The organism is Pseudoalteromonas sp. D15MCD-2 (genome assembly GCF_038562745.1).
GTDB lineage: Bacteria > Pseudomonadota > Gammaproteobacteria > Enterobacterales > Alteromonadaceae > Pseudoalteromonas.
On record NZ_JBCFQE010000001.1, the window covers coordinates 2,836,624 to 2,850,000 of the forward strand.

Sequence of the window (13,377 nt, forward strand, 5' to 3'; positions counted from 1 at the left end):
TGCACGTTTTGTTTCGTCCTGCCTTTATCCGCTGTTCTTTTCATACATAATGTTCTAGTTTTCTGTATTAAGGACATTTGACCTATTAAACACTGTCATAGTGTTGCAGCATAAAGGCCGCTATAATGGATTTTCTTTTAACTTGCTTGGAATGAGGAAAGCAAATGACTTCAGCACTACAAAGGCTTAAACAGCATTCATCTATTGTTGCAGATACAGGTGATATCGAAGCTATCAAAAAGCACCAACCAGAAGATGCAACAACAAACCCATCTCTACTTTTAAAAGCCAGTGAAATTGAAGCGTATAAGCCTTATTTAGATAAAGCGTGGCAATATGCCAAAGAAACCGAGCAAGATGCAGCTAAACAACTTGAGTTAGCATGTGATTACTTTGCTGTATTAATTGGTAAAGAAATTAGCGAAATCGTACCGGGCTATATCTCAACAGAGGTAGACGCACGTTTATCATTTGATACCCAAGCGACTATCGATAAAGCCCACACTTTACTAAGCCTTTACGAAAAAGAAGGTGTTAGCAAAGATAAAATCCTAATCAAAGTTGCATCAACGTGGGAAGGTATCAAAGCCGCTGAGCAGCTTGAAAAAGAAGGCACTAAGTGTAACTTAACGCTGTTATTCTCTGAAGCACAAGCACGCGCATGTGCCGATGCAAATGTATTTTTAATTTCACCATTCGTTGGCCGTATCTTAGACTGGCACGTTGCTAACGGTATGGAAAAACCAACTGATCCGCTAAACGATCCAGGCGTGCAATCTGTACGTAGCATTTACGAATTCTACAAACGCCACGATTACAAAACAGTTGTTATGGGCGCAAGCTTCCGTAACACAGGCGAGATCATCGCACTTACTGGCTGTGATAAGTTAACGATTAGCCCAGGTCTTTTAGAGGAGTTAGGCCAATTAACGGATGCACAAGAGTACCTACTAGAGAGCGACTTTACTGTTGAAGAAAAACCAGCACCACTAACTGAAAGCCAGTTCCGTTGGTTACATAACCAAGATGCTATGGCGACAGAAAAACTTGCTGAGGGTATTCGCTCTTTTGCACAAGCACAGCTTGAATTAGAAGCACGCTTTAAAGCAATGTAATTCAAATTACAGCATTTTTTAAACGCCACCGCTAGGTGGCGTTTTTGTTTCTAAAATAACTAATCCTTTGATCTATTCATCTATCAATCACACTTCTGTAACAGTATTGTCACTTTTTTATTCTATTTTTGAGCAGCCTGTGGTATAGGTATTTCCGAGGTTCAAAAAATCAATAGGAGAAGTTCATGGATAGCCTAGACGATATTTTAGAAATATTAGAAGGTCCTAGTAAAACAAAAAAGACCTCTACAAAAAATAAAAAGAGAAAATGGCGCGAAATCGAAGCTTTGAAAGACAAGCATAGACTTCGCAAAGAACTACAGGAGTTAGACTATTTCACAGACAGCATTGAGCTTGATGAATTAGACTTTTAATTAAAGGCCCGCAAGGGCCTTTTGCATTTGCGGCAACGACCAATTTACTGGCGCTTTATTTTGATCAGTAAGTAGCTGGTTTGTCTTTGAAAAATGCTGACAACCAAAAAAGCCACGATGTGCAGAAAGCGGTGATGGATGCGGGCCTTGGATCACATGATGACGCGAGGTATCAATGTGTTTACCTTTTTTCTGAGCATGTGCCCCCCATAACACAAACACCACACCGTCACAGTGCTGATTAATAAGCGCAATTACTGTATCAGTAAATTTTTCCCAACCAAGGTGCTTATGAGAATGAGCTTGCCCTTGCTCAACAGTTAATACCGTGTTGAGTAAGAACACGCCTTGCTCAGCCCAGCTTTGCAAATAGCCATGATGAGGGATCTCAAAACCATCGATATCAGTTGCCAGCTCTTTGTACATATTCTTCAAAGACGGTGGTAATTTTTTAACCTCTGGTAATACCGAAAAGCACAAACCATGGGCTTGCCCTTCTCCGTGGTAAGGATCTTGGCCTAAAATAACCACCTTAACTTCATTTAAAGGTGTAGCATCAAAAGCTGAAAATACCTGTTCGTCTTTCGGATAAACGGTAACGCCTGCTGCGCGTCTATCGGCCACATATTGCAAGGTTTCTTGCATGTAGGGCTTAGCAAGCTCGGTATCTAGAAATGTTTGCCAATCGATCATTTTGAAGCCTGTATTTGCTGACGAGAAACATCTATTTTACCACACATATCAGTTAAACCATCAAGCATACGGGTTGTAAAACGGTGCAATAAGTCTGCGTTTACACTAATAAACTGGTTATGCTGTACCGCTGGTAATTCAGGCCATTGTCGCCAATCAATTTTAGGCTGAGGCTTTTTCGATTTTTCATCTGGAATAATCACTACCTCTGGATTGGCAACCAATACATTTTCAATACTAATGCGCGGGTAGTCTGTATCGCTATTAGCAAACACATTATCCGCATGACAAATAGTTAATAGCTGATTGATCCAAGTATTTCCACCAACTGTCATCATCGGCTCAGGCCATAATTGATAAAACACCGACACTTTCGGTTTGCCTTCTTGCGCTGTACGAATAGCTTCGAGTTTAGTTTCAAACTCTTTAGCTACTTTATTTGCCTTGGTTTGCAAATGCGTAAGCGTGCCTAGTTTACGTAGTTCATCAGCCACATTATCAACCTGATTTGGATTGCTGTACGCTACCGGAATACCTAATTTTTCAATGTAAGCGAGATCTTCGGCTTTGTTACCCGTTTTCCAAGCCAGAACTAGGTCTGGTTTTAACGACAACAGTTTTTCCATGTTAATTCCGTAATAGCCGCCGACCCGTTCGATATCATTCGCTTGCTGAGGAAAATCTGCATAGTCAACGGTACCGACAATGCGCTCTCCTGCTCCAATCGCAAATAGGTTTTCAACGATGTGCGGTGCTAAGGCAACGATACGCTGCGGCTCTTTAATTTCATGAGCCTGAGCCAATGCAGGTAAATAAAATAAAAAACCTAAAAGTGCAAACTTGATGGTTCTCATGTTAAAAATCGAACCCTTTTTGCGCTTTTATTCCTGCATCAAAAGCGTGTTTTACGTTTCTGACTTCACTGACTGTATCAGCTAAGTCGGTTAGTTTGCGGTGCGCACCACGACCTGTAATAATCACCGATTGCATAGCAGGACGAGAGCTAACTGCTTCTAGCACTTCGTCTAAATCAATATAGCCGTAGGTGATCATATAGGTTATTTCGTCTAGCATAACGAGGTTAATCGACTCATCCTTCAGCATTCTTTTCGCTTCTTGCCATGTCACTTGCGCAGCAGCAGTATCTGACTCTTTATTTTGTGTTTCCCAAGTAAAACCGGTGTTCATAATAACAAATTCAACCCCTGCTTTTTCAAGTAGGTTGCGCTCACCACACTCCCATGTGCCTTTAATAAACTGGCACACAGCTGCTTTCATTCCGTGACCCACCGCACGTGCGACAGTACCAAACCCAGAAGTCGATTTTCCCTTACCGTTGCCAGTTATAACCTGAAAAATACCCTGCTCTTTTTGTGCAGCAGCAATCCGTTCGTCGACTTTTTCTTTTACTTTTTGCTGGCGTTGTTGGTGCTTATCTTGATTCTGTTCGCTCATTGTTGTTCCTTATTTCTCTAAATTGAAGTTCTCATAAATATTGATGATTTGTTCAATATCGAGATTCTCTGCTACTACACTAGCTAAACGGCTTAACTGCTGTTCACGGTTTAAGTTAATATCAATTGGCTTAATTTGGCTATTTGCTGCAAGCCAAGTTATTAGCTCAGATACGCCCTCAGGGGTATCGAACAAGCCATGTAAGTAAGTACCTGCTATTTGGTTATCATCACTAATAAAACCATCTACTTTGAATCCACTTGGGTGATCATTAAAGCTCAAAAATGGCTTTTCAAGTGCTGGCCCTTGACTGATTCCGGCGTGAATTTCATAACCAGATATTGCTTTATCGCTATTGTTTAAATGAAGTATGCCAGAGACTTGGCTTAGTACTTTTTGTTGCCCTAATTGCGTTTCAAAGTCAGCAAGCCCAAGCCCTACTGCGCTGCCTAAATTAGACTCCACTGCATGTGGATCCGCAAGGTAGTTACCTAACATCTGCAGCCCACCGCATACTCCAAGCACTTTACCGCCATAACGCAGGTGACGTGTTATTTGTTTATGCCAACCTTCATTTTTTAAAAACGCTAAATCGCTGAGTACATTTTTACTGCCCGGTATAATAATCAGATCAACACTTGGAATAGTCTGAGTATGACGTACATACTGTAAATCGATTTCTGGTTGTAATCGCAGTGCATCAAAGTCTGTGTGATTACTAATATGAGGAAGTAGCAGCACTGCTATGCGTAATTGCGGTTTATCGACCTGATTAGTTATAGCAACGGCATCTTCAGCATCTAGTGCTAAGTCATGTAAATAAGGTAATACCCCAAGTACTGGCTTATTGGTGTACTGCTCTAACCAATCAAGGCCACCTTGCAATAACGCAATATCGCCCCGAAAACGATTAATCACAAAGCCTTTTACTCGTGCTTGCTCTGATTCTGACAACAAGGCTAACGTTCCGACTAAATGAGCAAACACACCGCCTTTGTCAATATCGGCAATAATGATCACTGGGCAATCTACCGCCTCGGCGTAACCCATATTGGCAATATCGTTTTCGCGCAGGTTAATTTCTGCAGGGCTCCCAGCACCTTCAACAACCAGTAATTCAAAACGCTCACTTAAGCGCTGCTGCGAAGTAAGAACTGCATCCATCGCCACTTTTTTGTAGTCGTGATAACTGCCTGCTTCCATATTCGACAGCGCTTTACCATGAACGATTACCTGCGCCCCAGTATCACTGTTAGGTTTTAATAAGATAGGGTTAAAATCGACTTCTGCGGGGACTTTTGCCGCTACAGCTTGCAAAGCTTGTGCGCGACCTATCTCGCCACCATCTGCGGTTACAGCGCTATTTAACGCCATATTTTGTGGCTTAAAGGGCGCAACCTTTATGCCTCGCTCAGCAAAGATCCGGCAAAGTGCTGCTACAAGAGTACTTTTACCTGCATCTGAGGTCGTGCCTTGCACCATTATTGTTTTCATCATTGTTCTCTTTTTAAGGTTTGTGCAAGACCTGCAATCACAAACTCAACACGTGCAACTTGCTGTGCTAAGGCTTGATGCAACCAACCTGAATGATCAACAAACTGACGGCTTAATTCACCGAGCGGCACAATGCCATGACCCACTTCATTGCTGACAAAAATAACCTCACCCGGCAATTGCGATAACACATCGAGTAAGGACGCTTTTTGCTCAAGCCAAAATGCTTCACCCTGCTGGCATAGGCAATTACTCAACCACAGCGTTAAACAGTCCACTAAAATACAGTTTTCAGCTTGGCTATGTTGTTGTAGTGCTTTAGCCAAATACAAAGGCTCTTCAACAAGTTGCCAATGCTTAGCCCGCTCAGCTTGATGCCTATTAATTCGGGCTGTCATTTCTTCATCACCCGCATTGGCTGTGGCGATGTAGATAAGCGGCTTGTTTGAATTTGTTGCCAGCTGCTCAGCAAAACAGCTTTTACCGCTGCGAGCACCACCTAAAATTAAAGTATTTTGCTGGCTCATAATAAACTCACCAAGCAAAGGTAGGTAACAAGCTCAGATACTTGCTGGGCTGCTCCTAAGCAATCGCCGGTGTAGCCAGATAACTGTTTTTCAAACCAGCGCTTTAATAGTAAACGAGTAACAAAAAGCACACTGATGAGGATTAATAATTGCCCTAAAGTAAAGCCAAAAAACAACCATGCAATTGCTAACACCGCACCGCCAGTTGCTAGCAGTATTTGATAACTTTGCGTGCTTAAATGCATCGCAATTGGCTTTACTTTAGATGTGGCGTCCTGACTTACATAGTCCATACCTGCAATTAAACTTGTTGCTACAACCCGACTTAAGCTTTGCCCTAAAACAAGTGCAATAATCACAGTACTGGTTACTTCACTAAGTGCAACGAGTGTTTGGTATTTAATTAATAAGGCCATCACAAGCGCCGCTGCACCATAGGTACCTAAGCGACTATCTTTCATAATGCTCAGCTTATCTGCAACGTGCCAACCACCACCAAAGCCATCCCAGACATCAGCAAGGCCATCTTCATGAAATGCCCCTGTGATTATCAAGCTAAACGCCATAACTAAGGCAACTGAAATGGCTGCGGGGAATAACCAACTTAGCAGTAAAAAACTCAGCGCTAAAACTACACCTAAAATCACGCCGACCAATGCAAAATAACGGCTGGCCTGATTGAGTGCCTGACTCGATACTGCAAAGTTTAACTTAACGGGTATACGCGTTAAAAAACTAAGCGCCAGTAAAAATAGTTGAAACTGACTTGGGGTAGAGTCAGAAGTGTGTTGTTCAGCGCTCATATCAGACAACTTGCTCAACATTGGCATCGGCAAAACTTGCCATGTCATTGTAAAACGCCAAAGATGCTTGCAGTAAAGGTAAGGCAAGCGCAGCCCCAGTGCCCTCTCCTAACCTTAAATCAAGCTGCAATAAAGGTGATGCGTGCAAGGCATTGAGCATTGCTTTGTGCCCTTGTTCATCAGAGGCATGAGCAAATAACATGTAATCACGAGCGTTTGCATTAATGTGAGTTACAACAAGCGCTGCAGCAGTACAAATAAAGCCATCCACGATCACTGCCATGCCAAGCTCCGCAGCAGCTAAAATAGCACCGGTGATCTGTACAATTTCAAAACCACCTAATGCCGCAAGCGTCATTAGCGGATCGCTAAAATGAGCTTGGTGTAATTGAAGGGCTTGCTCAACAACTTTAATTTTTTTAGCAACAACCTCGTCGCTCACACCTGTGCCTTTACCAACACATTGGCTAGCAGGTAACGACAACAAGGCAGCCATTAATGCCGCAGCACTTGTGGTATTGCCAATACCCATCTCACCAAAGGCGATGGTATTACAACCTTGCTCATAGAGTGAATGAACTCGCTGTTTGGCTAATGCAAACCCTTTTTCAACCTGGCTAAGTGACATGGCCATTTCAGTATTCAGTGGTGCAGTGATTTCACCTAAACGCTGGTTATGCACACTTTTATTGTGTGAAGTACTGAGTGTTCCAGCGTCTACAACTTCTAGCTGCCAGCCAAGCTGGCGACAAAATACATTAATCGCTGCACTTCCTGCTGCAAAGTTTGCCACCATTTGAGATGTAACGCAGCTAGGAGCAATCGACACACCTTGGCTTGCCACACCATGATCACCCGCAAATACAACTAGAGAAGGGTTTGAAATAACCGGTTTAAAGGCAACTAGCGCCTGCTCACTATCAAGTTGCTTTGAAAAAATAAGCGTTAATTGTTTAGCACAACTTTCAAGCTGACCCAAAGCTCCTAACGGCTTTGTTTTGAGGTCTATTTTTTGTTGAATTACAGCTGAAAATCGCTGATTAATAGGCATGATATTAAACATTAGCTACCTGCTCTGTTTACGAAAATAAAGTAAGAATAAAAAGAACACGCTACCAATAGCGGCTGTGATCACACCTACGGGTAGTTCTTGGTTATTCAATAGGGTTCGGCATAACACATCTACCCACACCATAAAAATACCTCCGACCAAGGAGGTCATAACTAAGTTATGGCTGCTGCCTTGCGGTGAAAAGTAGCGCACAATATGTGGGATCATCAGGCCGACAAAACCAACGCCACCGCACATAGCAACAAGCACAGCTGTAATTAATGAACTTAGCAGCAGCATCATGATCCGAAAGCGTTGCACATGAATCCCCAAGGTTGCAGCACTTTCATCACCAAGCAGCATTGCATTAAGCTGACGACGAAATGCAATCATCAGCGTCATACAGGCAATAATTACTGTAAACGGCAGCCAAAGAGTGTCCCACTGTGCACGAGAAAAACTGCCCATCGTCCAAAACAAAATAGCGGTTATAGCTTGAGGGTCGCTAAAATAAAGCAGCAGACTAGTCAGAGCACTAAATAAAAAAGATAAAGCAACACCAGCGAGTAACATGGCTTCAACTTGACCAACATGGCGACGCCCTGCAATAGCAATAAGCAACAGCATAGAAAGTAAGCTTCCGGCAAATGCTGCAACTGACATACTAAAGCCAAAACTCACACCGGTTAGGGCTATAAAGCACACCACACCAAATGAAGCCCCAGAAGAAATACCAAACAAGTAAGGGTCAGCAAGCGGGTTTCGGGTTACGGTCTGCAAAATTAGTCCTGCCAGAGCAAGCCCTGAGCCTGCTAAAAATGCCAGCACCGTTCTTGGCATACGCAGCTGCCAAATAATACGCTGCACAAATTCATCGCTATCTTGGCTAAACAAACCATTAAAAACATCACTCAGTGGCGTATTTGCAGCACCAAAGCTCAATGCTAAAATACAACTAATAAGCCCTACGACAACACAGATACTTAAACGCATTGCATCAGTCATTTTGATGCTCCTGTGTCTGATAGCCATAAAAATAAGTGATGTGCGGAATAAACTTATCAGAGCTTGATTGCGGGTGAGCAGATACCGCTGCGCAGACACCAAATACATCACTCAACAGCTGCTCAGTAAGCACCGCTTTTGGTTGCCCCTGACAAACCAAACGCCCTTCATCAATCACCAATAATTCATCACATAAACTCGCTGCGAGATTTAAATCATGGAAAGAGGCAAGCACTGTCACATCGAGGGACTTTGCTAATTCCATTATTTGAATTTGGTATTTAACATCAAGGTGACTGGTAGGCTCATCCATGATGAGCAACTTAGGTTGTTGTACGATAGAGCGTGCAATAAGAGCTCTTTGCTTTTCGCCACCTGAGAGCGAATCAAATGCTTGCTCACTATGATGAGACAAACCTACCTGCTCTATCGCTTGATATATTCGCAGCTTATCATTGGCAGACGTGGCGCTGAAAAGCCGCTTATGAGGTGTTAAGCCTAAACTCACTACATCGAACAAAGACAAATTAAACTGCGATGGAGACTCTTGTAAAACAACTGCAACCTGCTTTGCATATTCATCAGCACTGATTTGCCAAATATCTTGACCGCTCAGCAGCACAACCCCTTGCTGAGGTTTCAAGTAACGATAAAGACAACGCAGTAGGCTTGATTTACCTGCCCCATTGGGGCCGAGTAGACCGATAAACTGCCCTGCTTTTAACTCAAGGTTAATTGATTTAAGTATCGTTTTATTCGCAGTACCCCAACTTAAATCAGACACTGATATTAATGGCGCAGCGCTAAGGCTATTTTGTTGCAAGCTTATTCTCTCTTGGCGAGTAATCGCAACGCACAAGAAAGCACTGGTAAGTACCAGAAAATGATGTGAGTTGACCCGCTCGATGATTAATTGTTAGTGCTAAGTATCTGGCTGACCATTATTTAGATGGATTACAGTTGCGGGAACAGCTGGAGAATTTCACTCCATTCCATAGCATATGAGTATTATGGCGGGCTAAGTAAATAATTCAATGAATATCGCTCTAGATGGCTAAAAAACAATTTTAGGCCAAGCTTGTCCTTGTTCATCTATATATACATCGAGTGTAATAAGCCCCGCATAAGGAAGGTGAAAAACATTTAAATGCGTGGCTGATTGTTTTGGCATCTGACATACAATAGCGAGAATTTGTTTAATCACACCTGCATGACTTATTACCAATGACTGTTCATGCTTAGATTCACACAATGATTGCAAAAACGTGTGCCACCATGCCTCTACCCGAGCGTAAAAATCAGCCATAGATTCACCATTGGGCACTTTTACTTGCCAAGGGTGTTGCCAAAAATCACCAATATGAGGCTTACTCGTTTGCTGCCAAAGCTGTTGGTAATCTTGGCCATCCCAATCACCAAAATTAAACTCTTTTAGCGCGTTATAATAGTGTACATGCAGTGAGTGTTGATTTGCTAAATAATCAGCGTGGACTGAGCAACGCTTTAGCGGTGAACTATATATGGCATTTAAATGTATGAGCTCGGCAGAGGCTTGGCGCATTTGTTCAAGGCCTTGCTCAGATAAACCAACATCGATTTGCCCAGAAAGAATTCCAGGCGTAGCGATTTCACCATGGCGAAGAAAGTAAACTCGTGAAGTAAATGCGTCCATAATGTTCCTCAGTAAACCAATAGTGAACGTTAACGCGTTTTAAGTAGTCTGTCGACTTATGCTAAGGGACTCATCCGAAGAGAGTTAAGCTAAACGCATTAAACGAACGTCAAAATGTAGCACTGCATTTGCGCCAATCTTGCCACCGTTACCTTTTTTACCCCAAGCAAGCTCTGGAGGGATCACAAATTCATAGCGAGAGCCGATATTCATTAATAATAAACCTTCTCTTAACCCTTCTATAGCTTCAGATAAAGCGAACACTTCGGGCATACCCGCTTTATAACTGTCGGCAATCACATTGCCATCAGCAAGCATAATACGTTGGTTAATAACCACTGTATCGAATTCTGATATGCGTTCTCCTTCAACATCATCAATCACTTTATACATTAAACCCGACGGGCATAGATGTGTATCTGGATGCGAAGAGAACTTAGCAATAAATGCTTCACTATTTTTACGATTTAAACCTGAAGAGCCTTTTGACTTGGTCGTTTTCTTACGAGACACAGCACACCTTAATTGTATTACAAATATAAAACGCTTTATCGCATAACAAGGTTAGGGAAGCAAGTTTGCGAGAGTAAAGTTGCAAGTTAGAAAGGGGAAAGTTTGAGGGTCTGGCGTAGGTTGGGTAGAGCGCAGCGAAACCCAACACAGAGCTATCAGCTTTCAGCCGTCAGCGATCAGCCGCGCGGTGTGGGTGTTTGGTTCTGCGTCTTCCTCTGCCGGAGGCTCTAGGTTTTAGGTTTTAGGTTTTAGGTTTTAGGTTTTAGGTTTTAGGTTTTAGGTTTTAGGTAAAGTGTACTTGTAGGAATGGCTTTAGCCATGAATGTGTTTGTTATAGTTTAAATTCGGCACTGAAGTGCCTCCTACGGGGTTTGTTGCTGAGGGTGACTCTGTACTAAACAACCAAACAGTTCAACTTTACCCTTGCTAACTAGCAACTCGCTAACTCATGTTGGGTTTCGCTCCGCTCTACCCAACCTACCTGGCGAATGAATAGGGCACGTTGTGTGGATAGCTCCCAGACGCAAAAAAGCCCGACTCTTTCGAATCGGGCTTTCTTTAATAGGATCCTGGCGATGACCTACTTTCACATAGCAGCTGCTACACTATCATCGGCGCTGTTTCGTTTCACTACTGAGTTCGGCATGGGGTCAGGTGGGTCCAAAACGCTATTGTCACCAAGAAAATTCTTTTCAACTTTCTTATTATTTTTTTATAGTCTTTCGACTTAATTTAAAGTCTTGCGACTGAATTTGGAGCCTGGCGATGACCTACTTTCACATAGCAGCTGCTACACTATCATCGGCGCTGTTTCGTTTCACTACTGAGTTCGGCATGGGGTCAGGTGGGTCCAAAACGCTATTGTCACCAAGCAAATTTGGTTTTAATTCGCTCATCTGAGCAAATTAATAAATCTGGAATTCTGATATCAAGTAAATGTCTACTTTAGTAACTTAACTTCTGTTCGTTACGCTGTCATAAAACGCGTTTGGCGTTGTATGGTTAAGCCTCACGGGTAATTAGTACAGGTTAGCTTAATGGCTCGCACCACTTCCACATCCTGCCTATCAACGTTGTAGTCTTCAACGGCCCTTCAGAGACTTTAAAAGTCTAGTGAGAACTCATCTCGAGGCCTGCTTCGCGCTTAGATGCTTTCAGCGCTTATCAGTTCCGAACGTAGCTACCGGGCAGTGCCATTGGCATGACAACCCGAACACCAGCGGTTCGTTCACTCCGGTCCTCTCGTACTAGGAGCAACCCCTCTCAATTCTCAAACGCCCACGGCAGATAGGGACCGAACTGTCTCACGACGTTCTAAACCCAGCTCGCGTACCACTTTAAATGGCGAACAGCCATACCCTTGGGACCGACTTCAGCCCCAGGATGTGATGAGCCGACATCGAGGTGCCAAACACCGCCGTCGATATGAACTCTTGGGCGGTATCAGCCTGTTATCCCCGGAGTACCTTTTATCCGTTGAGCGATGGCCCTTCCATTCAGAACCACCGGATCACTATGACCTACTTTCGTACCTGCTCGACGTGTCTGTCTCGCAGTTAAGCTGGCTTCTACCATTACACTAACCGTACGATGTCCGACCGTACTTAGCCAACCTTCGTGCTCCTCCGTTACTCTTTGGGAGGAGACCGCCCCAGTCAAACTACCCACCAGGCACTGTCCGTAATCCCGATAAGGGACCAACGTTAGAACATCAACACTACAAGGGTGGTATTTCAAGGACGGCTCCACAAAAACTAGCGTTTCTGCTTCAAAGCCTCCCACCTATCCTACACATGTAGGGTCAATGTTCAGTGCCAAGCTGTAGTAAAGGTTCACGGGGTCTTTCCGTCTAGCCGCGGGTACACAGCATCTTCACTGCGATTTCAATTTCACTGAGTCTCGGGTGGAGACAGCGTGGCCATGGTTACACCATTCGTGCAGGTCGGAACTTACCCGACAAGGAATTTCGCTACCTTAGGACCGTTATAGTTACGGCCGCCGTTTACCGGGGCTTCGATCAAGAGCTTCGTCCGAAAACTAACCCCATCAATTAACCTTCCGGCACCGGGCAGGTGTCACACCGTATACGTCATCTTGCGATTTTGCACAGTGCTGTGTTTTTAATAAACAGTCCCAGCCACCTGGTCACTGCGGCTCCCGTCCGCTTAGAGAGCAAGTCTCATCACAGATAGGAGCGTACCTTCTCCCGAAGTTACGGTACAATTTTGCCTAGTTCCTTCACCCGAGTTCTCTCAAGCGCCTTAGTATTCTCTACCTGACCACCTGTGTCGGTTTGGGGTACGATTCGGTATAATCTGAAGCTTAGAGGCTTTTCCTGGAAGTATGGCATCAACAACTTCACACCCTTGGGTGCTCGTCTCGTGTCTCAGTCTTAAGAGTCCGGATTTTCCTAAACTCTCAACCTACTCACTTTCACATGGACAACCAACGCCATGCTTGTTTAGCCTGCTCCGTCCCCCCATCGCAATTATACCAAGTACGGGAATATTAACCCGTTTCCCATCGACTACGCCTTTCGGCCTCGCCTTAGGGGTCGACTTACCCTACCCTGATTAACATGGGATAGGAACCCTTGGTCTTCCGGCGTGCGGGTTTTTCACCCGCATTATCGTTACTCATGTCAGCATTCGCACTTCTGATACCTCCAGCAAACC

The 13,377-nt window shown here is 43.8% G+C and carries 13 protein-coding genes, 3 rRNA genes and 1 riboswitch (1 of these 17 only partly in view); of the genes, 2 read left to right on the forward strand and 14 right to left on the reverse strand.

Features of this window, described 5'->3' with window-relative positions; genetic code table 11:
* Positions 1–164: 164 nt before the first annotated feature.
* Both tal and AADY36_RS13080 read left to right on the forward strand, forming a co-directional pair.
* Complete coding sequence (gene tal, locus AADY36_RS13075; protein ID WP_054562329.1) at positions 165–1,115, forward strand: transaldolase; 951 nt, start codon at positions 165–167, stop codon at positions 1,113–1,115.
* A 185-nt stretch (positions 1,116–1,300) separates the two neighbouring features.
* Positions 1,301–1,489, forward strand: coding sequence for a DUF3545 family protein (locus AADY36_RS13080; protein ID WP_054562330.1), 189 nt, complete (start codon positions 1,301–1,303; stop codon positions 1,487–1,489).
* Here the strand turns inward: AADY36_RS13080 and ung are convergent, their stop codons facing one another.
* The 14 genes from ung to AADY36_RS13150 all read right to left on the reverse strand — a co-directional run.
* Positions 1,490–2,182, reverse strand: coding sequence for a uracil-DNA glycosylase (gene ung, locus AADY36_RS13085; RefSeq protein WP_054562331.1), 693 nt, complete (start codon positions 2,180–2,182; stop codon positions 1,490–1,492).
* Positions 2,179–3,036 carry a cobalamin-binding protein gene (locus AADY36_RS13090; protein WP_342409061.1) on the reverse strand — a complete coding sequence of 286 codons (858 nt, stop codon included), beginning with the start codon at positions 3,034–3,036 and terminating at the stop codon, positions 2,179–2,181. Before AADY36_RS13090 ends, ung begins: the two co-directional genes overlap by 4 nt.
* Position 3,037: 1 nt before the next feature.
* Positions 3,038–3,637 (reverse strand): cob(I)yrinic acid a,c-diamide adenosyltransferase, encoded by a 600-nt coding sequence (cobO, locus tag AADY36_RS13095; protein ID WP_054562333.1) that lies wholly within the window; start codon positions 3,635–3,637, stop codon positions 3,038–3,040.
* A gap of 9 nt (positions 3,638–3,646) precedes the next feature.
* Complete coding sequence (locus AADY36_RS13100) at positions 3,647–5,131, reverse strand: cobyric acid synthase (RefSeq protein WP_342409278.1); 1,485 nt, start codon at positions 5,129–5,131, stop codon at positions 3,647–3,649.
* Positions 5,131–5,658, reverse strand: coding sequence for a bifunctional adenosylcobinamide kinase/adenosylcobinamide-phosphate guanylyltransferase (gene cobU / locus AADY36_RS13105; RefSeq protein ID WP_342409062.1), 528 nt, complete (start codon positions 5,656–5,658; stop codon positions 5,131–5,133). Before cobU ends, AADY36_RS13100 begins: the two co-directional genes overlap by 1 nt.
* Positions 5,655–6,509, reverse strand: a complete 855-nt coding sequence (locus AADY36_RS13110) for an adenosylcobinamide-GDP ribazoletransferase (protein ID WP_235575479.1) — start codon at positions 6,507–6,509, stop codon at positions 5,655–5,657. The genes cobU and AADY36_RS13110 overlap by 4 nt, the downstream gene beginning before the upstream one ends.
* Positions 6,463–7,524, reverse strand: a complete 1,062-nt coding sequence (gene cobT / locus AADY36_RS13115; protein ID WP_054562336.1) for a nicotinate-nucleotide--dimethylbenzimidazole phosphoribosyltransferase — start codon at positions 7,522–7,524, stop codon at positions 6,463–6,465. Before cobT ends, AADY36_RS13110 begins: the two co-directional genes overlap by 47 nt.
* 3 nt (positions 7,525–7,527) lie before the next feature.
* The gene (locus AADY36_RS13120) at positions 7,528–8,517 is read right to left on the reverse strand and encodes a FecCD family ABC transporter permease (RefSeq protein WP_054562337.1); all 990 of its coding nucleotides are present in this window, start codon (positions 8,515–8,517) and stop codon (positions 7,528–7,530) included.
* On the reverse strand, positions 8,510–9,340 hold the full coding sequence (locus AADY36_RS13125; RefSeq protein ID WP_054562338.1) for an ABC transporter ATP-binding protein: 831 nt from the start codon (positions 9,338–9,340) through the stop codon (positions 8,510–8,512). Before AADY36_RS13125 ends, AADY36_RS13120 begins: the two co-directional genes overlap by 8 nt.
* Before the next feature lie 103 nt (positions 9,341–9,443).
* Positions 9,444–9,511: riboswitch (cobalamin riboswitch) on the reverse strand.
* A gap of 60 nt (positions 9,512–9,571) precedes the next feature.
* A complete protein-coding gene (locus AADY36_RS13130) occupies positions 9,572–10,189 on the reverse strand; it encodes a histidine phosphatase family protein (RefSeq protein ID WP_054562339.1) in 618 nt (205 codons plus the stop codon).
* An 84-nt stretch (positions 10,190–10,273) separates the two neighbouring features.
* Complete coding sequence (locus tag AADY36_RS13135; RefSeq protein ID WP_054562340.1) at positions 10,274–10,702, reverse strand: FKBP-type peptidyl-prolyl cis-trans isomerase; 429 nt, start codon at positions 10,700–10,702, stop codon at positions 10,274–10,276.
* 567 nt (positions 10,703–11,269) lie between these two features.
* Positions 11,270–11,384, reverse strand: a 5S ribosomal RNA gene (gene rrf, locus AADY36_RS13140).
* A gap of 75 nt (positions 11,385–11,459) precedes the next feature.
* Positions 11,460–11,574, reverse strand: a 5S ribosomal RNA gene (gene rrf, locus AADY36_RS13145).
* A 126-nt stretch (positions 11,575–11,700) separates the two neighbouring features.
* Positions 11,701–13,377 (reverse strand): 23S ribosomal RNA (locus AADY36_RS13150) (it continues 1,206 nt past the right edge of the window).

Excerpts from the sequence above, each read along its gene's own strand:
- tal (WP_054562329.1), top strand. The coding sequence starts at position 165 with ATGACTTCAGCACTACAAAGGCTTAAACAGCATTCATCTATTGTTGCA.
- AADY36_RS13080 (WP_054562330.1), top strand. The coding sequence starts at position 1,301 with ATGGATAGCCTAGACGATATTTTAGAAATATTAGAAGGTCCTAGTAAA.
- ung (WP_054562331.1), bottom strand. The coding sequence starts at position 2,182 with ATGATCGATTGGCAAACATTTCTAGATACCGAGCTTGCTAAGCCCTAC.
- AADY36_RS13090 (WP_342409061.1), bottom strand. The coding sequence starts at position 3,036 with ATGAGAACCATCAAGTTTGCACTTTTAGGTTTTTTATTTTATTTACCT.
- cobO (WP_054562333.1), bottom strand. The coding sequence starts at position 3,637 with ATGAGCGAACAGAATCAAGATAAGCACCAACAACGCCAGCAAAAAGTA.
- AADY36_RS13100 (WP_342409278.1), bottom strand. The coding sequence starts at position 5,131 with ATGAAAACAATAATGGTGCAAGGCACGACCTCAGATGCAGGTAAAAGT.
- cobU (WP_342409062.1), bottom strand. The coding sequence starts at position 5,658 with ATGAGCCAGCAAAATACTTTAATTTTAGGTGGTGCTCGCAGCGGTAAA.
- AADY36_RS13110 (WP_235575479.1), bottom strand. The coding sequence starts at position 6,509 with ATGACATGGCAAGTTTTGCCGATGCCAATGTTGAGCAAGTTGTCTGAT.
- cobT (WP_054562336.1), bottom strand. The coding sequence starts at position 7,524 with ATGTTTAATATCATGCCTATTAATCAGCGATTTTCAGCTGTAATTCAA.
- AADY36_RS13120 (WP_054562337.1), bottom strand. The coding sequence starts at position 8,517 with ATGACTGATGCAATGCGTTTAAGTATCTGTGTTGTCGTAGGGCTTATT.
- AADY36_RS13130 (WP_054562339.1), bottom strand. The coding sequence starts at position 10,189 with ATGGACGCATTTACTTCACGAGTTTACTTTCTTCGCCATGGTGAAATC.